Genomic DNA, 25047 nt, shown 5'->3' on the forward strand with positions numbered 1-25047 from the left:
ATTTTCTCTTCCTCTATAAATCTTTCATCGTAGAACTATTTATATAGGGATTTTAATCCCTTTTTCTATTAATCTGATATGCTATTAACAAATTTATTATATAGCTCTTCAGATTCAAAAAGTGTATTAGGTATTGCTACAAAATAGAAGGTTGGAAGCTTCATTTTTCTTGAGGAAATAATTATAAAAGTATAATGCTCTAACTTGCTTATATCAATAATTGGATTGGCGGAATTACGTGTTAACTCAAACCTTTTATTTTTAGATATATAGTAAAATTTTCTGTTTGCTTCTTCGATTATATGCATTTTCTTAACTTTTAAATTTATCTTAATAAGCATTTTATATAAATAGGGATATAAAAAATATAAGATACTATAAATTATAAATAGAAGAAGTATAGCAGGTGAAAGATATAGGGTTTTCTTTGTCATATAGCTAAACTTAATAATAATAGATAAAATTATGGTATATATTATAACAGATATAATTCTAGTACTATTTAGTCTTTTTTGTATAGCTGAATTGCTATTTATAAAATTACCGATTTCAGAAGAGATTTTCAAATTATCCATATTATATTTATATATTATAATAAATCACCCCTCATCCATATAATGTTAATATAATTATATTATGAAAATACAAATAATTTCAATAATATGTCTATAACTTCGCATTACTTTTCAAAAACGGCATAAGATTGAGCTTACGCCGCTTAATAAGAAGGATGCATTATGATTTTATAATTATTTTTCTTAATTACTATTATAAAATACTATGGATTATGATTAATCTGCTTTATATTAGTGTTTTTACTATTAATCAAATTTAATTCTTTCCAAATTAAATATCCCCAAAATGTTACAATGCCACTTAGATAAATTAGTAAAGTTTTAATAGCATCTAACCTCATCATTGAATGAGTTTCATACATGTCACGATAAGTATAGTTCAAAAACAATTTTGATATTATTAATCCTATAATAATTACACATAATGAAATAACTACCGCTCGTACAAAACCACTTCCTATTATTTTCTTATTCATTCATATCCCACCCCTTACTTCACATTAAAATACCATTACGACTTAAAATGATGTTTTTATTCCATTACCCTAAAATATTTTGTAGGTACATAATCTATCAACCATACTTTATTTTCTGACAAATAAAATTTATATCCATCTTTATGCATCTGCTGACTATCTATTACAAATATAACTGGCTCCCCATGTCTTTTACCTACTTTTAAAGCAGTGTCTATATCAGCAGATAAATGAACATATTGTCTACTTTGTTTTATGATTCCATGCTTGTATATACTGTCGCTAAATCTAGTTGAAGTTCCATGATATAATTCATTTGGTGGTTTTACTGCCTCCAATTTAAGATTCACTTCAACTGAATGCCCTTGATTAGCTTTTATTTTTGTTTCATCTGTATTAAATGAATATCTTTGTTTATCGTCTTCTATCACGATTCTTTGAATATCGGCAATAGTAACTTTATATCCTTTTTCATTCATACCGTTAATAAGATCAGATGTGCAGATATATCCATATTTATCAAACTTCAGGCCTATTTCCTCTGGTTTATGTCTTAACACCAAGCTCATAAACTTACTAATTCTCAGGTCTTCTTTACTTATCATCTTTTCACTTCCTCTTGTAATTTAAACTTCTTATACTATTATTTAAATCTATAAATCATCACATCGTAATCCTCAAATATATCTTCTATCATTTTGGATACTATTCCCCAATCTCCTCCGGCTAAACCACAACCTAAATTATAAGGAAGTGCAACAGATAAATTACTTTCCTTACAAACAGTTTTTAATGAACTCATTGCGGATTTTAAAGCAGCGTAATCCGTTTGAATCTTATTAGTCCCATAATTATATTGTCCAAATAAGTTAGAAACATATTTATCCTTTCCTACTTCAACAATTTGACACATTCCTAAAGATTGTAATTTCCCATTATCAAGTACAAATTTATGATACTGCTCAAAAACATTTGGATACTTAGCTCTTATTTGCTTTGCTAACCCACTCCCCATAACACCCATGCAGTTCACTTGATGACATATCACATTTTCAGTAGCATCTAATATGTTTCCTTCTATAGTTTTAATCATACTTTTACCCCCCATATCTTAAAGCACTACTTTTACATTGTCTATTATATTAATTTATTGGTTCATTAATCTAGCTTACACCCAGTATCTTCCTAAACTCCTGCTCAAGGACTTCTTTTAATCTCGGTATCTCAACATGAACTAATTTAGTTAAGATATTCCTTTCAACCTCTTCAAGATATACTTTATTACTCTTAATAACCTTTTCCTTTATTCTGTCTGTATCAACTTTTACTACAATTATTTCCTCAACTTGCTTTATTGTTGAGACTAATCTTGTATCAAAGAATATCCTATTATTGTTAGCATAATTTAAAAAGTCGCCTGCCTCTTCATTTAAAGATTTATGTATATCCATAAATTTATCTAAATTGGTTGTGTTTTTACTTAATTCACTAATGTAAATTATTAGATAATCATGAACACGTTGGAGCTTCTTATAAAGTTCTTTTATAATTTCTGCCCTCTCACTATGTAATTTTGAAAATCTTATCTTACTCTCTTCTGCGATTTTTTCTTTTTCAAGCTTGTACTCTTCAAGTCTTAACTTAAGTTCATAATCATATTTGGCAACTCTAGTTTCAAGCCATTTATCAAAAACCCTTTTTGAAATTGCCACTAATACAGCTGAAACTGAAATTGTTCCTACTGTAAATGTTGCAATGTTTTGAACTATAGAATTAAGATCCATAAACCTATCCCCCATATTGTATTTAAATTATAAAATAACTTTAATCTATATGGAAATTGTATCACAATTCACCATATGGCTACAATCATTCCATATTGATACAATATACTTATAACTTCAATCTTTTAATCTTCTTAACAATTTCCTTAGCTTAAAATACTTATTTGATATTGGGTAATTTTTTTGAAATGCGACACAAAAATACCGTAAAATTCATTCAAATAATACGGTATTTAGAAAAGTTATTTAATTTTAAAGTTTAGTCATTAAATTAAGAAGAAAATGAAGTAAAATAACTTCTAATTTTACTTATAATCTTCCTTTCGCTTCCTTCCAATCAACCAAGAGGTTATAGCGTTCTGTTTTGAAGCGCAATACACAATAGTTGGGGTCCTGTGGGCCACTAAAATGATTAATGAGACCACCATACCACATTTCTTTTTTTACATCCGGGTCAGTAATTATATCAATTGTTCCTACAAGCGTTATATTGTACTTATTGGAATTGAAGCAAACGCTTGCGTTATTGCACTTTGTGATTCGATCAGTTTTATCACTGCCAAGTCCAGTACAAAAAGTCAACCAATTTATACCGTCAGCTTTGGAAGCTGTGATGGTTGAAACCGTCGGATAACCATCTGAATCAATAAGCGCTAATGCACAATAAGTCTCCTCACCAGTATTCTGTGCAACAATTTCTCCCGCTCTGGAGATGATTTTATCATTCATTTTAACTCCTCCTATTTATAATTATGTGTTTACACAAAAAGACACCACCAGACACCATATTTATCGATCATCTCTACACCGCAGGGGCTGAAAAGTAATTCACCAAAGGGTGTAATGATTTCGCTGCCTTCAAGAAGGGTTTCATAGGCTTTTCTCACCCTATCCTCCTGCCCCTCCCCAAACTGAATACAGAACTGCATGGTATTGCCAGTAGTTCTTCTAGTTCCACCCGCACGGGTGGTATCACGAGCCTCCCCAATTGCAATAGCCTGTCCACAAATGTCAAGTTCCCTATGAATAACTGTGCCATTTTCGTCTGTATCTTGAAAACCAATCTTTGCATCAAAAGCCTTTTTATAAAACTCAAATGCATCATCGCTTCCCTTGACATAAATTTGAAGTATTGATCTGAACATATAAAATCCTCCCTTGTGTATTAACACTATTTATTAAGTGCTATATTACTGTATTTTAAATAATCTCTAGTTAGCACTTTCTTACCATTGTGCCTTAACTACTTGTAATTATATCATCTTAAACCAATTAGTTCCACATAATCTATAGATGAATGAGGGTTTTATACCATTTTTTCACTGAATTATTGAATTTTAAAAGATCATCCCTTTTTATTGTACTTACTGACACACAATTTTGTTCTGCAATTTTTTTAGCTGTATTGTTTAATGTTTTTGAAATAATAGGTTCAAAATGAACCAATTGTTTTTTAGCTGTATTTTTATTCCCTTCCAAGACTCCAACTTTCTTTTCCTCTTAAATAACTCTTCTGAAGCTCTGTCAAATTTCTTCTACCTAAACTTAGTCAATCATAACCACCCCTAAAAGAGGTGGTTATGATTATAAAAATGAAGTGAGAAGTACGAAAGTATATTAGAGAAGTTATGAAAGTAGAAGATATAAAAGAAATTCTAGAGGAGCTTTAGAGCAAATTTAGAAGGAAAATAAAACCTCTTGTTGAATAATCAAAACTCAAAATATAAGCTGCTAGACCATCAGGAGCTTAACTAATATCTAAAGATGTATTTGGATAACAGTTGAATTTGAAATAGATATATAATAATGTTAAACTAAATCTAGATAATTTGTGATTAAGGTACATTTTATGAAATTCTAATCATTATTGCGATTAAAAGGAGAATAAATAAATGAAAAAAATAACAAAGATGATATTAATTTTTTTTATTATTCTAATTACGTTGATGCTTGGTTTTTGTGCAATGTGGATAGAAAGAGATAAAACTACTAACATACGAAATTATAATAAATATTTCGGAGATAATGGTAAGTATAGACAAAAATACGATAAATACTTTGGAGATAATGGTAGGAATAACAATGATATATTCCCCAAAAGTATTTCTGATTCAGCAAAAGTTGAAAATTTTTATTATTATTATTATAATCCATTTGATCCAAACTTTGTATCATACCTTGTATATACTTGCAGTGATGAAGCTTTTATTGAAGAGACAGAGAGATTATCAAAGTTAAATTCCTCTAAAGATTATCTTATATATGGTGCAACTGAATTTAATTATCCAGTAAGTGCAGTTTATGCAAACGAGAGTGGTTATATTTATGCTTTGGCTGACAAAGAAAATAACAGATTAATTTATGTGGAAATTAATTTTTGTGATTATTTTACTGATATAAACTATGAAAAGATAATTGATGAAAAATATCTTCCAATTAACTTTGATGCAAAAAAAGGAAATTCAACTCAAAAGAAAAGACATGAAGAATCTATGAAAAAACAAGATAAAGAGAATGATACTTAATAATTTTTTGATTAATAAAAGTAATCTAACATGGCTAAAAAGTTAAACCTTGTCACCTTTTTAAAGTAGTACGTATATCTTATTAAAAAAAGTTTATTTCTATAAATAGCACATATTTTAGGAAATATTAAGTATAATTTATATATTATTATCTATAATTTAAGCTGAGGTGATTATATGTATAAAAAGAAGAGTTACATTAGAATGGATACTTGTATTTGCATAGGTGTAATATTGTTGGATTAATAGTTTTCTTTAAACAAAAAAGCCCTGGATTAATAACGTCCGAGGCTTTTAATAGGAAAAATTTTTTATTAAACCAAAAACTAATAATATAACCATAAATATTGAAACAAGTCTATTTAGTCATGCTTTGAAACTATCTTCTTCTATTTCTTCCAATTCTTCTAACCAAAACATTGTCCTTATAGTATTGGCTACGGCGGTAGGTATTTTAGCTGGAGACTTAATTATCATAATGAAATATGCAAAAAATTGTAAAGAGGGTTAATATGAACAATAAAAAAGTTTTTAAAATTTTTTTTGTAATTTTTTTTATATTAGTATTTATTATTCCTTATAAAATTGGTAATTATAGCTTACTAAAATGTGTACTTTATATAAGATACCCAGACTATTTCTTATATAAGCAAAATCATTCACTTAGTGATGTATACAATAATTATGGAAAATTATTACCTGATGAAAAAGTAGCATTAAATATGATAGATGATATTCCCCATAAAGTTATCATTAAAGATAGTTATGATGAATATGCAGATCAATACTTCAAACTAACTAATAATGAATATGATGCCAAATTTGTTGATGATATTTCTTATAAAACTGGATATTATATAAAACACTACCAATACTACCTTTTTTTACTTGAATTTATTATATGTTGTATTTTTATAATCCTGATGGAATTAATTTGGAAAACAGGTGTTTACTTAATAAAAACATTTAAGGACAAAATAGATGTTTAATTAATAAAAGATTTAAGCATAAAATGAATATTAATTTAAGGGCTGATAAAAATCAGTCCTTTTGTATTGGCATAACATCTGTATCAAATTGCTCGTTGGTATTCTTTATTAAAAAGAATAAAAAGGCTAATAATTCTTCATTTAATTCAAAAGCAATATAAGATTAAATTTACACCGCTTAATAAGCAAAGTATGTACTAAATAACATTCAATAGCAGCAAGTTATTCATCTATTTTTTCGGACTTGTTTAATATGTTCCTGCCTGTTTTACATATAGACTTTTTGTTATAGCATAAAGATTGCTATCCTGAAATCCTGAATTACAATAATAATAATCTTTGGCATTGCCCTCTAATACCATACCCGCCTTTTCTAAAACTCTGCCTGAAGCTCCATTTTCTACAGAATGCGTAGCCTCTATTCTATTTAATCCTATATCAAATAGCATATAATTTATTACGGCTTTAACAGCTTCTGTCATATATCCATTCGACCAATATTCTTTTGCAAGGCAATACCCTATAACGGCCTTTTGATCATAATCATTCACATCAACGATACTTACAGAACCAATAAGCTTATCATTAAGTTGTACACCCCACTGGTATGTAGTATTAGATTTATATCCATTAAATACTTCAATGATATATCCCCGGGTAAAATCCACACTACTGTGCGGTTCCCAACGTTCATATTTGCATACTTCTGGATCGCTCATCCACTTAAATACCATCTCTGCATCTTCAGGAAGTATCTTCCGCAATAATAAACGTTCGGTAATTATTGTTTGTGTACCTTTGTGTGCTATCATAAATAATCTCTCCTTCAATCACCGTATGAAAAAAGTAAATAACCTTCAAATTCTCTATTTCGCACAGTTCTAGCTTGATAAAAGTTTTATATTTCTTACTCATTGTTTCTTCTCAATATCATAGTAACTAAATTATACTGTTCAAAATGCAATAAATACAATGGAAAAAATAATTATAAATATTCTCTTCTTAATCTCTCATCCATTTTGCTCATTATAAATTACTTTTAAAAACATATTCAACATTTATAGTAAAAATATTCTAAAAATCACAACTACTCCTAAAAGAGGTGGTTATGATTTTGCGTTTATAAGCGTTTAGGACAATTAACTACTAATTTGTTAACTTGCTTAAAATGACATAATTGTACTTGTAACCTTAATGCACTTCCACCTGCGACAATGTAATCTTTAGCATAGGTTCTCCTCCATATACGCACTCCTGTTTTTGTTACACCTCTTAACTTATAATAATTATTTAAAATATTATTTAACCTATCTGTAGATAATTTTCCACCGTAGCTATGAACAAAAACATAATCTATACCATATCTCCTCTATTTATTAAAAACTCTTGTAATTTAATAACAAAATCATCTATTGTATTTTTTGTTATCTTAGATATCGGAGTTTTGTAATAAACGTGTCTCATAAAAATATTACTGATATCCTGATAATATCTAATTGTCTTCTCTGTAAGTCCACGTCTCTTACAATGTAAAATCCATCTTTCTATACCTTCTTCCAAAGTAGTTGTTGGCTGTTGTAATTCAATTTTTCTTCTCATTTTATATCACCTTTCCTGCTAATTACAGGCATAAAAACAACCACTAGAACCATGATTTTTACATCAAAATTCTAGTGGCTTATTTTAAATGTCATTTACTTACAAAAGCCTTGGAAGCCTTGAAAATACAGGATTGGTCTGGGTAACAGGATTTGAACCTGCGACCTCTAGAACCCCATTCTAGCGCGCTACCATCTGCGCCATACCCAGATAACGATTTATATTATATCATATATTGAAATAAAATCAATAACATTTTTTACCATATATATAAACAGACTTATTCAATACAAGCCTTGAAGCAGCTTATACTTTTTCAAAGATAAGCTGCTAGGCCCTATTTCCATTATAATATAATACAAATTAAACCACCATTGCCTTCATTTATTATCTTTTGTAGTGTTTTTTGAATCTTGCATTGAACATCCTCTGGCATTTTATAGAGCTTATTTTGTAGTCCTTCCTTTACAAGCATTTCTAAGGATTTGCCAAACATATTGCTTTGCCACATCCTTGATGGATCGCTTTCAAACTGTTCTAATAAGGATTTTACTAGCTCTTCGCTTTCTTTTTCTGTTCCCATTATAGGAGATATCTCAGTCTGAATATCTGCCTTTATAAAGTGCAGAGATGGTGCGCTAGCTTTTAGTTTAACTCCGTACCTATTGCCCTGTTTTACTATTTCAGGCTCTTCAAACTTCATTTCTGCTAATTGAGGAGCTACAAGGCCGTAGCCAGTTTCTTTTACATCCTTTAGAGCGGCTTCTATTTTTTCAAATTCTGTCTTAGCTCTATTAAGATTTTTTATAATTGACAATAAGTCATTTTCTCCTCTTATATTGCAGTCACAGGCTTCACTTAATATTTGATAGAATATACCTGGCTTAGGAGCCATTTCTACTCTTGCGGTGCCCTCTCCCATATTCATTTCATTAATTGATGTATTTCCTAAGAAGTCCTCCTCTCTATAATTATCTAGAGATTTTTTTATGTCTCTTACTTTAAATATGTTTTTGCACATGTCCTTAACTACATTTAAGAAATTAACCTTTAACCAATGAGTAGGTTCTAGCTTTTCAATCCATTCTGGCATATCTATGTTTATTTCTTTTACAGGGAATTCTTTTAATACTCTTTGGAATAGACCTACTATGTCTTCTTCCTTCATGTTCAGTACATCCATTACCTGTACTGGCACATCATATTTTTCTTCAAGCTCTTTTTTTAGTGCCATGGTTTCTGTGGAATACATGCGGGAGGAGTTTAGAACCATTATAAAAGGTTTATTTATAGATTTTAATTCTTGAACTACCCTTTCCTCAGCTTCTACGTATTCACTTCTGCTGATGTCAGTGATGGAACCATCGGTGGTGATAAGAAGTCCTATGGTAGAGTGTTCATTGATAACCTTCTTCGTACCTATTTCTGCTGCTTCTTCAAAGGGTATTTCATAGTCGTACCAAGGAGTGGTTACCATTTTAGCCTGTTCACCCTCCATGTAGCCTAAAGCACCCTTTACGATATAACCAACACAGTCTACCATTCTTACCTTGAACTTTATTCCATCTTCTAAGGTGATTTCGATAGCTTCATTAGGAACAAATTTAGGCTCAGTGGTATGAATACTTTTTCCCGATCCGCTTTGAGGAAGCTCATCCTTTGCTCTTTGTTTTTTATAAGTATTGTCTATCTTTGGTATTACCATCATATCCATGAATCTTTTTATGAAGGTGGATTTTCCTGTTCTAACTGGACCTACAACTCCTACATAAATATCCCCTTGAGTTCTTTCGGCAATATCCTTGTATATATTAAAGTTATCCAAGTTATACCCTCCTAATATACATATTAACAATATATATATATTTATTAAAAATACTTTTTATTACTAAAAATAAAACCTATAAAACAAAATTTTTCATTTGTTTCATAGGTTTTATATAAAATATATATTATATTTTTGTTTAAATTATTCCTCTAATAAGTTTCACTTTTCTTATCTCTTAGCATAAGATCAGCTACCCCATTTATAGGGTTCATATTATTGAATAACACATTATATAATACATCAGTTATGGGCATAGAAACCTCTTCTCTCTCTTTAAGCTGGTAAAAAGCTTTGCAAGCTTTTATGCCTTCTACTACCATGCCGATCTCTTCCACTGCTTCCTCCATGGTTTTACCTTTACCTATTAATATGCCTGCTCTTCTGTTTCTGCTGTGCATACTAGTGCAGGTAACTATTAGGTCTCCCATACCTGTGAGCCCTGAGAAAGTTTCATGATTTCCGCCCATCTTTATGCCTATTCTGATTATTTCACTCATACCTCTAGTCATTAAGGCAGCCTTCGTATTATCTCCATAACCTAGCCCATCAGATACCCCTGCTGCTAGGGCTATAATATTCTTAACTGCCCCACCGATTTCTACCCCTATTAGGTCTTCATTGGTATAAACTCTAAAGTTAGGAGTCATAAACAGATCTTGAGCTATTTCTGCGTATTTCATATCCCTTGAAGAAACCACTACAGTGGTGGGGATTTCAATAGCCACCTCTTCTGCATGGCTAGGACCCGAAAGTATTACCACTGGGTTCCCTAATTCTTCTTCTATTATCTCAGAAATTCTTTTTAATGAGCCTTCCTCTATACCTTTAGCTATACTTATTATTATAGCCTTTTTAGGTATAAATGCCTTTGCTTTCTCGCATAGGCTTCTTACCACATGGGAAGGAACTGATACTATAACATAATCTGCTTCTACTAAAGCCTCTTCCATGCTTAAATGAGCAGTTATGTTCTCTGGTATTACTAACTCCTTCATATATCTAGAATTCTTTCTATTTTCATTTATGTCCTTTACCACTGAAGCATCTCTATCCCAAATAGAAATCCTATTGCCCTTTTTAGCTAATAAAGTAGCTAAAGCCGTACCAAAGCTTCCTCCACCTAGAAAAGTAATCTTACTCATTTTACTCTTTCCTTTCTCTAAACTCCAATTTTATACCTGTTCCCTTAAAGTCAAAGCTATCTCTCAATTGGTTTTCTAAATATCTTTCATAAGAGAAATGCAATGCTTGGGAATCATTTACGAAGAATATAAAAGTAGGTGGTTTAGTTCCCACTTGAGTAACATAGAATATCTTTAATCTTTTTAATCCCACTGTAGGAGGTTCCTTCATAAGAACTGCTTTATTTATTACATCATTTAAAACTCCTGTAGATATTCTCTTATTATAGTTATCAAAGCATTCCTTAGCAACTTCTAATACTTTATGAGCTCTTTGACCTGTTTTTGCAGAGATAAATAAATATGGAGCATAGGTTATAAAGGAGAGCTTCATGGATATTTCCTTTTTAAACTTATCCATGGTCTTATCATCTTTTTCAATTAAATCCCATTTATTCACTATAACCATTATAGCCTTATTTAATTCATGAGCATAACCTATAATCTTTTCTTCCTGTTCTGTAACTCCTTCTTCTGCATCTAGCATAAGTATGCATACGTCTGCTCTTTCAATGGCAGCAAGAGTTCTGATAACACTGTATCTTTCAATCTCTTCTTTAACTCTGCTTTTTCTTCTTAATCCTGCAGTATCTATTAATATGAATTTCCCAAGTTCATTTTCTATGTAGCTATCAATAGCGTCTCTAGTAGTTCCTGGAATATCACTAACAATAACTCTTTCCTCTCCCAATAATCTATTGATCAAAGAGGACTTACCTACATTAGGCTTTCCTACCATAGCTATTTTAATATATTCATCCTCTTCATCACCATTATCAGAGTCTTTAAAATGCTCAACTATCCTGTCTAGCATATCCCCTAAGCCTAAACCTTGTGTTGCAGATATAGTTATAGGGTCTCCTATACCTAAATTATAGAATTCATAAGCATTTTGTTCATCCTTTAAGGAGTCTATCTTGTTAACTACTAAAACTACTGGTTTTTTGCTCTTTCTTAACATTTGAGCTACTTCTCCATCAGCTCCTGTTAATCCTTCTTTACCATCTACTATAAATACTATTACATCCGCAGTTTCTATGGCTATCTGTGCTTGCCTTCTCATTTGAGCTACTATTATATCACTGCTTTCAGGCTCTATACCACCGGTATCAATAATAGTAAAGGTATGCCTAAGCCATTCAGCCTCCGCATAAATTCTATCCCTTGTTACTCCTGGAGTATCTTGCACTATAGAAATTCTTTTTCCAGCTAGTTTATTAAATAAAGTGGATTTACCTACATTAGGTCTTCCAACTACAGCTACTATTGGTTTTCCCATTTATATTCCTCCTAACAGTTCTCGTTAATTATTTGAATTAGATTTTCACCAGTATAATCACATACCAGTATTTTTTTATTTAACCTGTGACTTAAATCCTTTAATGTAATATCATCTAAGAAAATATCCTCTCCACTTCTTAACATGTTTTTAGGTATAATTATGCTTTCATATTCCTTGTGTTTATCTATTTGATTTATTATATCTGTGGCAGTAATCAATCCTGCTACAGTTATATTTTCTCCAAAGAAATCATTAATTATCTTATTTACATGTACTTTAATATTATTATTTTCTGCTTCAATTAGCTCTGCTGCTTTTATTATATCATTAAAAGCAGAAACTCCGGTAACAATAGCAAAACTTCCTTTTTTATTTTTATCTAAATCCTTTAGATTATTTTTTATATTCTCTCTGAAAAGTCTTATCATCCCTATGCCATCTTCCAGTTGTTCATAGTCACAATAAAAATCTTCTTCAGGTATTTCCTCTTCCGCCACCACATAAAATTCATCAGATAGTCTTGCAAAAGGATGCCCTATCTCTTCTATATATTTTCCTTGTAAGACTCTTATATTCTCAATTTCTTTTTTTGCACTATCTTTATCATACAACTTTAAAGGGAAAAGTCCCTCTCTAAACTTAGTAAGACCTACAGGAACAATAGCCACATTCTGCACTGCAGGATAGAGAGCATATAAATCCTCTATAGTTTTTTTAAGCTCTTCTCCATCATTAATGCTAGGGCAGCATACAATTTGACAATTCATAGTAATATCAGCTTCAGCCAGTTTTTTAAGTCTCTCATAAATGTTCCCTGCAAATCTATTGTTAAGCATTTTTGCTCTTAGTTCTGGATTTGTAGTATGTACTGACACATTAATGGGGCTTATTCTATATCTTATTATTCTGTCAATATCGCTATCCTTCATATTAGTTAAGGTAACAAAATTACCTTGTAAAAAGGATAGTCTAGAATCATCGTCCTTAAAATAAAGAGTATTTCTTAATCCCTTTGGAAGTTGGTCTACAAAGCAAAACACACATTTATTACAGCAGCTTTTTGCTTCGTCCATTATAGAATTTTCAAATTCTACACCTAAATCCTCTTCATAATCCTTTTCAATTTCAAAAGTCCATATTTCTCCGTCTTGTTTTTCAACATCTACTTCAATATACTCTTCTGCTAATAAAAATTTGTAATCTATTATATCATTAATATCATTACCATTTATTGATAAAACCCTATCCCCAACCTCAATACCTACTTCTTCCGCAATGCTATTTTCTAGCACCTTTGAAATTAATGTATTCATGATTTCACTCCCATAAATTTATTTATCAATTAGTTAGTTTACCTTAATTAAACTATATAGTCAATAAAATTAAAATACCTCCTTATCATAGGAGGTACTTTTTTAATCATTTAAATCTATAAATTCACCCTTAACAAGGTATATAGTCCATTCGCAGATATTAGTTGTATGGTCTGCAACTCTTTCAAGGAACTTACATACAAATAAAAATTGAGTAGCTTGGGCTATATTAGATTTATCCTTGGTCATATATACTAGCAGTTCACTAAAAACTTGTCTGTATATTGCGTCAATTTCATCGTCCATCTTACAGGTTTCATAAGCTTTATCCACATCCCCTGTTATATAGGCATCTATGGATTTCTTAATCATATCTTGTACTATGTCAGACATTTTAGGTATATCTACTAATTCTTTAAGATATTTTTCACCTTTTAATCTCTTTACTATTTTTGCTATATCTACTGCATGGTCTGCCATTCTTTCTAGGTCCGTAACTATCTTTGTAGTGGTAAATATATTTCTTAAGTCCTTAGCTAATGGCTGTTGCATAGCTATTAGCTTAATGCATTTATCTTCAATTTCCTTTTGTAAATTATCTGCTAAATCATCGTTTTTAATAACTAAATCAGCTTTCTCCTCATCTTGATTTACTAGAGCTTCTATGGATAAATGTATTTGCTTTTCAACGATGCTTCCCATCCTTAATACATCGTTATGGAGATTTTGTAATCCTAAATCAAAAGAGCCCCTTGTCATATTGTCTCCTCCTATACTATATCAATTGATTCTTTTCAATTTTCACAATTTTATAAATACATTATACTATATAATATGATAACAGGATAGATTTTATCCAAATCTTCCTGTTATATAATCTTCAGTTCTTTTATCCATTGGTCTATAGAATATATCTTCAGTTTTTCCATTTTCCACTATTTCTCCACTTAAAAAGAATACTGTGTTATCTGAAATTCTCCCTGCTTGCTGCATATTATGAGTTACTATAACTACAGTATACTCTTTTTTAAGGCTATCCATCAATTCCTCAACCTTTAATGTAGAAATTGGGTCTAGAGCTGAAGTAGGTTCATCCATTAAAAGTATTTCTGGTGCTACAGCTAAGGTTCTTGATATGCAAAGTCTTTGTTGCTGACCACCTGAAAGACCATAGGCACTTTCTTTTAACCTGTCCTTTATCTCATCCCAAAGGGCAGCCTCTTTTAGGCTTTTTTCAACTATACCGTCTAATACAGATTTATTTCTTATTCCATGAATTCTAGGTCCATAAGCTATATTATCATAAATGGACATTGGAAAGGGATTAGGCTTTTGAAATACCATACCTATCTTCTTTCTCAATTCCATAATATCATAGTCTTTATATATATTCTTACCTTCGTATATGACCTCTCCGGTAATTTTTACATTCTCAATTAAATCATTCATTCTATCTAAGGTTCTTAAGAAAGTGGATTTACCGCAGCCGGAAGGTCCTATAAGAGCTGTTACTGCATTTTTCTCAATGTCTAAATTTATATTTTTTAGGGCCTGCATGCTGCCATAATATAAATTTAAATCCTTAACCTTTATAGTAGTTGCCATATTTAATCCTCCAATAATTTAAAAATTCTTTAACCGAATCTACCTGAAATATAATCCTCAGTACGTTTATCCTTTGGATTGTAAAAAATATTTTCAGTTAAATCTGCCTCTATAATTCTTCCATTTAAGAAAAACACAGTACGATCAGATATTCTGCCTGCCTGTTGCATATTATGAGTAACTATGACCACCGTATAGTTCTTTTTTAACTCTTGTATTAGCTCTTCTATTTTCATGGTGGATATAGGGTCTAAGGCAGAGGTTGGTTCGTCCATTAATATTATTTCTGGCTTCACTGCTAGCACCCTTGCAATGCATAATCTTTGCTGTTGTCCTCCTGAAAGCTCGTAAGCGGACTTATGAAGTTTATCCTTTGCCTCTTCCCATAAGGCAGCCCCTTTTAAGCTTTTTTCTACTATTTCATCTAATTCAGCCTTATTCTTTATGCCATGTCTCTTAGGTCCATATATTACATTTTCATAGATGCTTTTTGGAAAGGGATTAGGTTTTTGAAATACCATACCTATCTTCTTTCTTAGGTCTACTACATCCACATCTTTATCTAAAATATCTTTATCTTCTAAATAAATTTGCCCTTCAACCTTTGTTCCATCAATTAAATCATTCATTCTATTTAGATTTCTTAAAAATGTGGATTTACCACAGCCTGAAGGGCCTATTAATGCCGTTACCTGATTTGCTGGAATATCAAGATTTATATTTTCTAAAGCCTTTGATTTGCCATAATAAAAATCTAAATTTGTTACTTTCATGCCTAAAGCCATATTATCAATCACCTCTTAATCTTAGTCAAATCTCTTTTGATATTTATTTCTTACTACTACAGCTATAGCATTAAAGGTTAATAGCACCGCCATTAAAACTATAATTCCTGCAGCAGCGATTTCTTGGAACTCTGCTTGTGGTCTTGAAGTCCAGTTGTATATTTGAATAGGTAATGCAGTAAAAGAGTCTAATAGTCCTTTAGGTAAGAAAGCTATGTAACCCACAGCTCCTACCATGATAAGAGGTGCAGCTTCTCCTAGAGCCCTAGATATAGCTAAAATACAACCTGTTAATATTCCTGGCAAAGAATAAGGTAATACTACCCCAGTTATGGTTTGCCATTTTGTTACTCCGAGAGCTAGGGAACCTTGCCTTAATGTATCTGGTACACTTTTTATGGCCTCCTGAGAGGATATTATTATTACAGGCAATATTAGCAATGTTAGGGTTAAAGAACCTGATAAGATACTTGTTCCAAATCTTAACCCTTTTACGAATACGCTTAAACCTAACATTCCGTATACTATGGATGGTATTCCAGCTAAATTTGATATATTTATTTGAAGTAATTTATTAAACCAATTCTTCTTTGCATATTCTTCTAAATAAATAGCGGTACCTACCCCTAATGGAAAGGAGAATAAACCTGTTAATAGTATAACCCATAGGCTTCCGACAAGGGCAGATTTAATTCCTGCTTTTGACGCTGTTCTTGAAGGAAAACTGGTTAAAAATTTTAAATCTAAATGCTTTAATCCCGTTTCAAGTATTTGCTTTAATAACACTATCAAAACTACTATTCCAAATAGAGTACATATTAAAAATAAATATTTTACTATAGAGTTTTTAATCTTTCTTCTTTTAATATTTCTTAATGTGCTTTGATCCATTACGCTACCTCCACATTTTTCTTTATGAAAGCTTTGGCTATTAAATTTAACACAAAGGTCATTACAAACAATGCTGTTCCTACGGCAAAAATAGTCTTATATTCAACAGTTCCATGAGTTACATCTCCCATACTAACATTGACCATATAGCCAGTCATGGTTTGTATACTCTTTAATGGGTTTAGAGTCATTTGTGGATTTGCCCCTGCGGCAATAGTTACTATCATAGTCTCCCCAATAGCTCTGGATACTGCTAGAACAAAAGAAGAGATTATTCCTGATTTAGCCCCTGGTAGTACTATTTTAGTAGCTACTTCAAGCTTAGTAGATCCTAGGGCATAAGCACCATTTCTTATGGAATTAGGAACGGAGTTCATAGCATCTTCACTTAGGGAGGACACCATTGGAATTGTCATAATTCCTACTGCTATAGCTGCACTTGCTGCATTAAACACTTCTGTTTGAGGAAAAATTCCTTTTAGTAGTGGAGTTATAAAATTTAGTGCAAAGAATCCATAAACTATAGAGGGAATGCCAGCTAACACCTCTAAAATTGGCTTTATAACCTTTCTAACCTTTTTAGGTGCATATTCACTTAAATATATAGCAGTTCCTAGTCCAATGGGTATAGATACTATACTTGCACCTAAGGCTATGATCATAGTTCCAGTGAATAAAGGTATTATTCCAAAATTTCTAGGTTCCATTAGTGGTGTCCACTTTTTAGAGGTGAAAAATTCAATTATTGAAACTTCTTTAAAAAAATTTATACTCTCTCCAAATAAACTAACTATAATAGCAATAGTGGTTAATATTGATATCACAGCAAATAGCTGAAGTATCCTTTCAATTATCAATTCTTTAATTGTTAAACTCTTTTTATTTTTCTTTAACTTATGCATTGTTACCCTCCTAATCATTAACTTAACATAAAGTTAATATTATTATGGTATTGTTAAGCAATAAAAATACCATAATATTGTTTCTTCTGTTATAAATTCTATACTAAAACCTCTATGCTATGGAGATGAATAAGTTAAGATTAAGTTAAAAAAATTTAACATAGCAACGCAAAAAATTTAAAAAACGCTGCTAAAATTTAGAGCGTTTCTTAATTTTTTGTTATATTATTTTAATTTATCTAATTGACTTGTGTATTCTGCTTCTGCAAATGGTACATATTTTGCTTCAGGAACTATTTTTGTTGCTTGTTTTAAGTAGAAAGTAGCAAATTCTTTTACTTCTGGTCTGCTTAAAGCTTCTTTATTTATATAAATATATAATGGTCTTGAAAGAGGTTTATATGTTGCATTTTTGATTGTATCTAAACTTGGGTCTACACCGTCAATTTTAACTGCATGGATCTTTGATTTGTTTGCTTCATAATATGAATATCCAAAGTAAGCCATAGCATATTTATCTCCAGCTACACCTTGTACTAATACATTATCATCTTCACTTGGAGTAGCATCTTGCCTTTGAGATTTAGCCTTTTTATTTATTGCTTCTGTAAAATATTCAAAGGTTCCAGAGGCTGTTCCTGGAGAATATAATTTTATTGGTTGATCTGGCCATGCTGGATTAACATCTTTCCAAGTCTTTACCGTGCTTCCTTCCTTCCAAATCTTGTTTAGGTCCTCAGCTTTCATTTCTTTAGCCCAGTCATTGTCCTTATTTACTACTACAGTAATTCCATCATAGGCAACCTTTAACTCAACATATTCTACGCCATTTTTCTTAGCAGCTTCTTTTTCTTCATCCTTTATTGGTCTTGATGCATCTGCTATGTCAATTTCTTTATTAGTGAATTTTTTCATTCCTCCGCCAGTTCCAGATTCTCCTACAGTTATTTTTACGTCTGGATAGCTTTGATTAAATTCTTCTGCCATAGCTTCAGATATTGGGAATACCGTTGAAGAACCATCAATCTTTATTGTTCCACTTAATTTTTTTGTTTCACCTTTATTATTTGATCCAGTATTATCACCTGATTTTGATCCGCATCCTGCAAATATTGTAGCGCTTACAGTTAAAGCAGCTAATATACTTAGTAGTTTCTTTTTAGATAATATCATCTTGTCTCTCTCCTCCTAATTTTTATATTGTTTTGCCTTACATCCTAATATTAACATAAATATTTTTATGTTTTGTTTAGGACATGTTTAGTTTATGTTTAGTTTATGTTAAGTATTATGTCTAAATTTGAAACTTATTATTTGCACGGAACAAAAAAGAGGCTGATTTAGCCTCTATACAGTGGGATTCTTACAATAAATTCACTACCTTTTCCTAATTCACTTTTAACTTCTATGGTACCTTTAAAGCTTAATATTATATGCTTTACAATGGCCAGACCTAAGCCAGTACCTCCATTAGCTCTTGATCTAGCCTTATCTACTCTATAGAATCTTTCAAAAAGCCTTGAAACATGTTCCCTTGGAATACCTACTCCAGTATCCTTAACTGTTATAACACATTTATCTTTTAGTTTACTACAAATTATAGAAACTTCATCTTCTCTTTCTGAATACTTAATAGCATTGTCTACTAAGTTTATTATCATTTGTTTAAATCTATCCTCATTACCACATATATTGCATTGATCTTTTACCATAAGCTCCAATTTGATATTTTTCTTATCCGCTGTATTTTTCATTAAGTAATATATATTTTTTAAGGATGCGGTCACATCAATTTCTTCCATTCTGTCATCCCTATGCTGCTCAATATCAGATAATATTAAAATATCGTTTATTAATCTAGTCAATCGTTCAGCTTCATCATTTATAATATTTAAGAACTTTTCTTTATTGGCCGAATCTTCCACATATCTTAAAGTCTCCGCAAACCCCTTTATAGAAGTTAATGGGGTTTTGAGTTCATGTGATACATTCGCTACAAACTGAGACCTCATATTCTCAAGTCTTTTAATATCCGTTATATCTTGAACCACCGCCACAGTACCTATATGCTGATTCTGATTTATTATATCTGCAGTTTTAATTCTAAGTTCTCTCTCACTAGGCCATAAAATTTTAATTTCTGTATATTCATCTTTATTGTTTTTAAACACATTTTCAAATTCAAAATCCCTTATATTGTCCATAAGATTTTGACCAATTATATCCTCATCTACTCCAAAGATTTTTTTTGCATAGGGATTTATCATTATTACTTTATAATTCTTATCTACAGCTATAACTCCACTATCCATACTCTTTAATATAGCCTCTAATCTATTTTGCTTATCAATTACATCGCTTAAGGTTAATTGAAGCCTATCAGCCATATTATTAAAGGTTCTTCCTAATTCCCCTATCTCATCCTTAGATTTAATATTTACTCTTCTGTCATATTCGCCCTTTGCAATTCTCGAGGTTATAAACTGTAAATCTTTAATGGGCTCTACTATAACGTGGGTAAGCTTTGAAGATAGTATTACCGCCATTATAATAACCATAATCAGTATTGCAAAATAATACTTTAAATAATAATTCTGCAGCATCTTTATATTTTCTAGAGCCATAGCAGTTCTTATTATGCTTCCATCTTGAAGCTTAGTAGCATAATAAATCATGTTTTTTCCTGTGGTGTCACTATATCTAATACTACTTCCTTCTCCCTTTTCTCTAGCCTCAATTATTTCTTTTCTCAGATTATGATTCTCCATTCCTCTATAATCTTTTAAAGAATCATACTTTACATTGCCCTCTTTATCTATAAGGGTAATTCGTATTTCTGATTGATTCCTGCCATTTTCAAAAAATTGTTCCTGGGATTTTAAAGCATCCTCATTTATTAGCTTATAGAGCATTTCATTATTTAATTTTAAATTATTTTTCATATTTTCTACATATTGATAATTTGAAATTACTATAAATAAAGAGGTGATAACTATAAGACTAAATAGAATGGTGCTTAGTACGGAAATCATTATTTTATTCTTCATAGCTATTCTCCATGATTAAATCTATATCCAATTCCTCTAATGGTTTCAATGTATTTAGGGTTCTTATCATCATCCTCTATCTTTTGTCTTAAATGCCTTATATGAACATCTACAGTTCTAGTCTCTCCAATATATTCATAGCCCCATATCTTATCTAAAAGAAAATCTCTAGTCATAACTCTTCCCTTATTTTTAATCAATATCTCTAAAAGCTCAAATTCCTTTAAAGTTAAATCTATTTTAGAGGAATTCTTAGTAACTTCATGCTTTTGAAAATCTATAGTTATATTACCAAATTTAAAAGACTTATCAATATATTGATTATTTGTTCTTCTTAAAACCGCCTTCACCCTGGCTAAAAGCTCCCTTATAGAGAAAGGTTTTGTTATATAATCATCTGCGCCTAATTCCAATCCTAATATTTTATCTAGTTCTTCACCCTTTGCCGTTATCATTATTATTGGAATATGTGATATGGAACTATCTTTTCTTATCTCTTTACATACATCATATCCATCCATACCAGGCAGCATAAGGTCTAAAAGAATCAATTTAGGTATCTCAGCTTTTGCAAGCTTTATAGCATCTAAGCCATTAGTAGCTGCATAAATTTTGTACCCAGAATTTTCTAAATTAAACTTTAACAATTCTATAATATGTTCCTCATCATCAACTACTAATATTTTTTCATCAGCCATTGTAAAACCTCCAATTCTAACTCATGTAAATAAAAGAAAACATTCTTCCAGCGTTCTCTTTATTTTTCCTATAAGAATGCAAAGGTAGTTCCTTATTACAATAGGTACATACCTCATTAAATATAATATTCTCTAATTCTATATTTTCACTTAGCAACTGTATCTTAATACATTCTTGAAGATTAAGATTCTCTTTATTCATTATAGCTTCATGTTGAAATAATGGAAGACTTAAAAACTTTTCTTTTAGATCTTCTCCTATGGTATAGCAACACTGCATATTATGGGGCCCAATAATAGCTTTTATATTTTTAGCCTTACATCCATACTCAAACTTCATTTTATTTAAGACTTTTGAAATTATATTTAAATAAGTTCCCTTCCATCCGCTATGCACCGCAGCTATTACTTCTTTCTCACTATCAAATAGCATAATAGGTACACAATCTGCAGTAAATACGCCTATAGCTACTCCCTTTTTTTCTGTAATCAATGCATCTCCTTGGTGCTTGTCACCATCAAAATTATAAACTAAATCGCTATGAACTTGATTTAAGTATCCAATTTCCTTGACATTAAACCATTTTTTAATATTTTCTAGATTCTCTTTTCCTTCTTCAGAGCTTAAGTTAAAATTAAGACCATTATAAGCTGTCGAGAAATGAATTTTAACCTTATTAAAACTATGCGTAATAAACTTATAATCCTCATCTACAGTGGTTAATTCCATGAATGCACCCCCTATTTTATTTTAACATCTTTTTAAATTGTATTTATTATTATTTATATTAATTAACTATTATTAACTTTATCTTAACATATTTTTATTATGAATTTCTATATAATAAAAAAATAGCCATATTTCTTGGCTATTCTTTATTAGACATAAGATTTTTAATCTCTTCCATGAAAGTATTAATATCTTTAAACTGTCTATATACAGAAGCAAATCTTACATAAGAAACCTCATCCAAATTCTTTAATCTTTCCATTATGAGCTCTCCTATGTAATCAGATTTTACCTCAGTAAGCATTTGATTGCTTAAGGTTTTTTCAATGTCTGTTGCAACTCCTTCAATTTCTTTTCTAGATACAGGTCTCTTCTGACAGGCTTTCATAACACCATTTATAATTTTACTTTTATCAAAGTATTCTCTGGTTAAATCTTTTTTCACCACTAATATGGGTATGTCTTCAATCTTTTCATAGGTGGTATATCTCTTACCACAATTAAGACATTCTCTTCTCCTTCTAATGGCCATATCATCCTCTGTAGACCTAGAATCTACAACCTTACTTTCCTCATATGCACAATATGGACACTTCAATATTTTTCACGCCCTTCTACTAGATTATGATCATATCTCCTTTTAGATATTTTCGATATAAGGTTATTATACACATATTATAGCATAATTTCTACATATTATCTGAAAAGCTACTGTCACTGTCTACTAAAATCACATCTACCCCTATTTTAACAACCTTATCCCATGGAATTTCAAGCATGTCCAGTTTGCTAAACCAGGAATTTTTTTGTACAGGAATAAGTATTGACAAAATTTTATAGTTATCACAGTCAATTTTTATATCTTTAATGAATCCAAGCTTGGCCCCCATATTTACATCAATAACTTCCATCATTTTTATATTATTTACAGAGTGTAGTGATTCCATACTTATCTCCTCCCCCTATTTAGGCATCTACAAAAAATAACTAGTCAGTCTACTCGTCTATTTTGTGTAATACTGCGTCCACTATTAATGGAACCTTTGTCCTTGTCTTACGCAAAATATACCACTCATCTTTGACTATTTATTTTTTTACGATGCCTTAAATGTTTTTCTTTCTTCACATTTATATGAGTAGTTTATTTATATTAGAATATATAAAAGTAAAAAACCTACTTAAAATCTATAAATCTTTGGCTTTAAGCAGGTTTTTATTTAAACATCTTGAAAACATACTTGATAAGTTATTTTACCAGATGCATTAAAATACTATATGTATTTTCTCATATGTTTTAATGCAGTTTTTTCAAGCCTTGAAACCTGAGCTTGAGAAATACCTATTTCTTCAGCCACCTCCATTTGTGTCCTGCCATCGAAAAACCTTAGATTTAAAATAAGTTTTTCTCTAGCATTCAGCTTTTTCATAGCTTCTTTTATAGATATATTTTCTAACCAACTCTCATCTATATTCTTTGTATCGCTAATTTGATCCATAACATATATAGCATCTCCACCATCATGATATATAGGTTCAAATAAGGATACAGGATCTTGAATTGCATCTAAAGCAAATACCACCTCTTCTCTAGGCACATTTAGTTCCTTAGCTATTTGAGATATGGTGGGTTCTTTATTGTTTTCATTTACTAATTTATCCCTGACTAATAGTGCTCTATAGGCTATGTCTCTTAAAGATCTACTTACTCTTATGGAGTTATTATCTCTTAAATATCTTCTTATCTCACCAATTATCATTGGTACTGCATAAGTAGAGAACTTTACGTTTTGACTCAGATCAAAATTGTCTATAGCTTTCATTAAACCTATACATCCCACTTGAAATAAATCGTCTACATTTTCTCCCCTATTATTAAATCTTTGTATCACACTTAGAACTAACCTTAAATTTCCTTTAATAAAGGTCTCCCTAGCAGTATCGTCACCCTTTCTCATTTTGAGCAGGAGCTCCTTCATTTCTTTTTCCTTTAAAACCGGCAATTTAGATGTATTTACTCCACAAATTTCTACTTTGCTAATCATCATTTTGTATCAGCCCTTTCAGAGTAATTGCATTAAAATTATCCCCTGATAGGTTGAATTTTATACAAAAGACAAACTCTATACCATTTTATTTATTTCTTTTTTTAATCTTTTTATTATTCTTTTTTCTAATCTAGAAATATAGGATTGAGAAATTCCTAGCATATCCGCTACCTCTTTTTGAGTTTTCTCCTTTATGCCACACAATCCAAATCTAAGCTTTACTATCTCTTTTTCTCTCTCATTTAATTTCTTCATTGCTAGAAATAACAAATTCTTATCCACTTCATCTTCTATAAAATTATAAACCATATCATTATCTGTACCTAGGATATCTGACAATAATAACTCATTACCATCCCAATCTATGTTTAAAGGTTCATAGAAGGAAATTTCTGCTTTTACCTTGCTATTTCTTCTTAGATACATCAATATCTCATTCTCTATACATCTAGAAGCATAGGTAGCTAGCTTTATTTTTTTATCAGGATTAAAAGTGTTTACCGCCTTTATTAAACCTATGGTTCCCACAGAAATTAAATCTTCCACACCTACTCCAGTATTTTCAAATTTTCTTGCTATATATACCACTAGCCTTAAATTTCTTTCAATTAAAGTACTCCTTACATTCTCAGCACCAGATAGAAGTTGCGATACAAGATCATCCTCTTCGTCCTTAGATAAAGGTGGAGGGAGAGCATCATTGCCACCAATGTAATAAATCCTCTTAAAGAATATGCTTATCTTAGATAAAAGTCTGTTTAATAAAATTTTTATTTTTAACATCTTATCCCA

General features: G+C 30.7%; 28 protein-coding genes and 1 tRNA gene. 2 read left to right on the plus strand and 27 right to left on the minus strand.

The annotated features are described in order from the left end of the window. Positions 1 to 68 precede the first annotated feature (68 nt). The 7 genes from BN2665_RS27365 to BN2665_RS15105 form a co-directional block, all read right to left on the minus strand. Complete coding sequence (locus BN2665_RS27365; RefSeq protein ID WP_195892703.1) at positions 69 to 308, minus strand: hypothetical protein; 240 nt, start codon at positions 306 to 308, stop codon at positions 69 to 71. A 470-nt stretch (positions 309 to 778) separates the two neighbouring features. Beyond that, positions 779 to 1051 (minus strand): hypothetical protein, encoded by a 273-nt coding sequence (locus BN2665_RS15080; protein ID WP_055667920.1) that lies wholly within the window; start codon positions 1049 to 1051, stop codon positions 779 to 781. A gap of 56 nt (positions 1052 to 1107) precedes the next feature. Continuing rightward, positions 1108 to 1656: an RNA 2'-phosphotransferase gene (locus BN2665_RS15085; RefSeq protein ID WP_055667921.1), complete on the minus strand. Its 549-nt coding sequence runs from the start codon at positions 1654 to 1656 to the stop codon at positions 1108 to 1110. Positions 1657 to 1694: 38 nt separating this feature from the next. Then, on the minus strand, positions 1695 to 2144 hold the full coding sequence (locus tag BN2665_RS15090; protein WP_055667922.1) for a macro domain-containing protein: 450 nt from the start codon (positions 2142 to 2144) through the stop codon (positions 1695 to 1697). A 70-nt stretch (positions 2145 to 2214) separates the two neighbouring features. Further along, entirely contained in the window at positions 2215 to 2835 is a 621-nt protein-coding gene (locus tag BN2665_RS15095; RefSeq protein ID WP_055667923.1) for a hypothetical protein, read from the minus strand. A gap of 309 nt (positions 2836 to 3144) precedes the next feature. After that, positions 3145 to 3564, minus strand: coding sequence for a pyridoxamine 5'-phosphate oxidase family protein (locus tag BN2665_RS15100; RefSeq protein WP_055667924.1), 420 nt, complete (start codon positions 3562 to 3564; stop codon positions 3145 to 3147). Between the two features lie 29 nt (positions 3565 to 3593). Next, positions 3594 to 3980: a VOC family protein gene (locus BN2665_RS15105; protein ID WP_055667925.1), complete on the minus strand. Its 387-nt coding sequence runs from the start codon at positions 3978 to 3980 to the stop codon at positions 3594 to 3596. A gap of 747 nt (positions 3981 to 4727) precedes the next feature. On the opposite strand from BN2665_RS15105, the gene BN2665_RS15115 reads away from it, so the two are divergent. Beyond that, a complete protein-coding gene (locus tag BN2665_RS15115) occupies positions 4728 to 5360 on the plus strand; it encodes a hypothetical protein (protein ID WP_242865959.1) in 633 nt (210 codons plus the stop codon). A gap of 512 nt (positions 5361 to 5872) precedes the next feature. After that, complete coding sequence (locus BN2665_RS15120) at positions 5873 to 6349, plus strand: hypothetical protein (protein ID WP_055667927.1); 477 nt, start codon at positions 5873 to 5875, stop codon at positions 6347 to 6349. A 248-nt stretch (positions 6350 to 6597) separates the two neighbouring features. Here BN2665_RS15120 and BN2665_RS15125 read toward each other — a convergent pair whose 3' ends face one another. From BN2665_RS15125 to sigE, 20 genes are all read right to left on the minus strand, one after another. Then, positions 6598 to 7161 carry a GNAT family N-acetyltransferase gene (locus BN2665_RS15125; RefSeq protein ID WP_055667928.1) on the minus strand — a complete coding sequence of 188 codons (564 nt, stop codon included), beginning with the start codon at positions 7159 to 7161 and terminating at the stop codon, positions 6598 to 6600. Positions 7162 to 7702: 541 nt separating this feature from the next. After that, a complete protein-coding gene (locus tag BN2665_RS15130) occupies positions 7703 to 7948 on the minus strand; it encodes a hypothetical protein (RefSeq protein WP_055667929.1) in 246 nt (81 codons plus the stop codon). 134 nt (positions 7949 to 8082) lie between these two features. Continuing rightward, positions 8083 to 8158: transfer RNA gene (locus BN2665_RS15135), tRNA-Pro, on the minus strand. A 136-nt stretch (positions 8159 to 8294) separates the two neighbouring features. Then, complete coding sequence (spoIVA, locus tag BN2665_RS15140; protein WP_055667930.1) at positions 8295 to 9773, minus strand: stage IV sporulation protein A; 1479 nt, start codon at positions 9771 to 9773, stop codon at positions 8295 to 8297. 152 nt (positions 9774 to 9925) lie between these two features. Then, positions 9926 to 10918 carry an NAD(P)H-dependent glycerol-3-phosphate dehydrogenase gene (locus BN2665_RS15145; protein ID WP_055667931.1) on the minus strand — a complete coding sequence of 331 codons (993 nt, stop codon included), beginning with the start codon at positions 10916 to 10918 and terminating at the stop codon, positions 9926 to 9928. A gap of 1 nt (position 10919) precedes the next feature. Next, a complete protein-coding gene (der, locus tag BN2665_RS15150) occupies positions 10920 to 12236 on the minus strand; it encodes a ribosome biogenesis GTPase Der (RefSeq protein ID WP_055667932.1) in 1317 nt (438 codons plus the stop codon). An 11-nt stretch (positions 12237 to 12247) separates the two neighbouring features. Beyond that, complete coding sequence (locus BN2665_RS15155) at positions 12248 to 13552, minus strand: DUF512 domain-containing protein (protein ID WP_055667933.1); 1305 nt, start codon at positions 13550 to 13552, stop codon at positions 12248 to 12250. 102 nt (positions 13553 to 13654) lie between these two features. Continuing rightward, positions 13655 to 14311, minus strand: coding sequence for a phosphate signaling complex protein PhoU (gene phoU, locus BN2665_RS15160; protein ID WP_055667934.1), 657 nt, complete (start codon positions 14309 to 14311; stop codon positions 13655 to 13657). 93 nt (positions 14312 to 14404) lie between these two features. Further along, positions 14405 to 15157, minus strand: a complete 753-nt coding sequence (gene pstB, locus BN2665_RS15165; protein ID WP_055667935.1) for a phosphate ABC transporter ATP-binding protein PstB — start codon at positions 15155 to 15157, stop codon at positions 14405 to 14407. Positions 15158 to 15186: 29 nt separating this feature from the next. Further along, complete coding sequence (pstB, locus tag BN2665_RS15170; protein ID WP_055667936.1) at positions 15187 to 15942, minus strand: phosphate ABC transporter ATP-binding protein PstB; 756 nt, start codon at positions 15940 to 15942, stop codon at positions 15187 to 15189. 21 nt (positions 15943 to 15963) lie between these two features. After that, positions 15964 to 16833, minus strand: coding sequence for a phosphate ABC transporter permease PstA (gene pstA, locus BN2665_RS15175; RefSeq protein ID WP_055667937.1), 870 nt, complete (start codon positions 16831 to 16833; stop codon positions 15964 to 15966). Beyond that, a complete protein-coding gene (pstC, locus tag BN2665_RS15180; protein ID WP_082435923.1) occupies positions 16833 to 17735 on the minus strand; it encodes a phosphate ABC transporter permease subunit PstC in 903 nt (300 codons plus the stop codon). Before pstC ends, pstA begins: the two co-directional genes overlap by 1 nt. Positions 17736 to 17960: 225 nt before the next feature. Continuing rightward, entirely contained in the window at positions 17961 to 18908 is a 948-nt protein-coding gene (locus BN2665_RS15185) for a PstS family phosphate ABC transporter substrate-binding protein (RefSeq protein WP_055667939.1), read from the minus strand. Positions 18909 to 19075: 167 nt separating this feature from the next. Further along, a complete protein-coding gene (gene pnpS / locus BN2665_RS15190) occupies positions 19076 to 20782 on the minus strand; it encodes a two-component system histidine kinase PnpS (RefSeq protein WP_055667940.1) in 1707 nt (568 codons plus the stop codon). A 2-nt stretch (positions 20783 to 20784) separates the two neighbouring features. Next, positions 20785 to 21480: a response regulator transcription factor gene (locus tag BN2665_RS15195; RefSeq protein WP_055667941.1), complete on the minus strand. Its 696-nt coding sequence runs from the start codon at positions 21478 to 21480 to the stop codon at positions 20785 to 20787. Between the two features lie 16 nt (positions 21481 to 21496). Beyond that, on the minus strand, positions 21497 to 22210 hold the full coding sequence (gene pgeF / locus BN2665_RS15200; RefSeq protein WP_055667942.1) for a peptidoglycan editing factor PgeF: 714 nt from the start codon (positions 22208 to 22210) through the stop codon (positions 21497 to 21499). A gap of 139 nt (positions 22211 to 22349) precedes the next feature. Next, on the minus strand, positions 22350 to 22808 hold the full coding sequence (nrdR, locus tag BN2665_RS15205; protein ID WP_055667943.1) for a transcriptional regulator NrdR: 459 nt from the start codon (positions 22806 to 22808) through the stop codon (positions 22350 to 22352). Positions 22809 to 22899: 91 nt separating this feature from the next. Next, positions 22900 to 23157: a YlmC/YmxH family sporulation protein gene (locus tag BN2665_RS15210; RefSeq protein WP_055667944.1), complete on the minus strand. Its 258-nt coding sequence runs from the start codon at positions 23155 to 23157 to the stop codon at positions 22900 to 22902. Positions 23158 to 23481: 324 nt separating this feature from the next. After that, positions 23482 to 24255 carry an RNA polymerase sporulation sigma factor SigG gene (gene sigG / locus BN2665_RS15215; protein WP_055667945.1) on the minus strand — a complete coding sequence of 258 codons (774 nt, stop codon included), beginning with the start codon at positions 24253 to 24255 and terminating at the stop codon, positions 23482 to 23484. A gap of 75 nt (positions 24256 to 24330) precedes the next feature. Then, the gene (gene sigE, locus BN2665_RS15220) at positions 24331 to 25038 is read right to left on the minus strand and encodes an RNA polymerase sporulation sigma factor SigE (protein WP_055667946.1); all 708 of its coding nucleotides are present in this window, start codon (positions 25036 to 25038) and stop codon (positions 24331 to 24333) included. Positions 25039 to 25047 lie beyond the last annotated feature (9 nt).

The organism is Desnuesiella massiliensis (assembly GCF_001403615.1).
GTDB classification, from domain to species: domain Bacteria; phylum Bacillota; class Clostridia; order Clostridiales; family Clostridiaceae; genus Desnuesiella; species Desnuesiella massiliensis.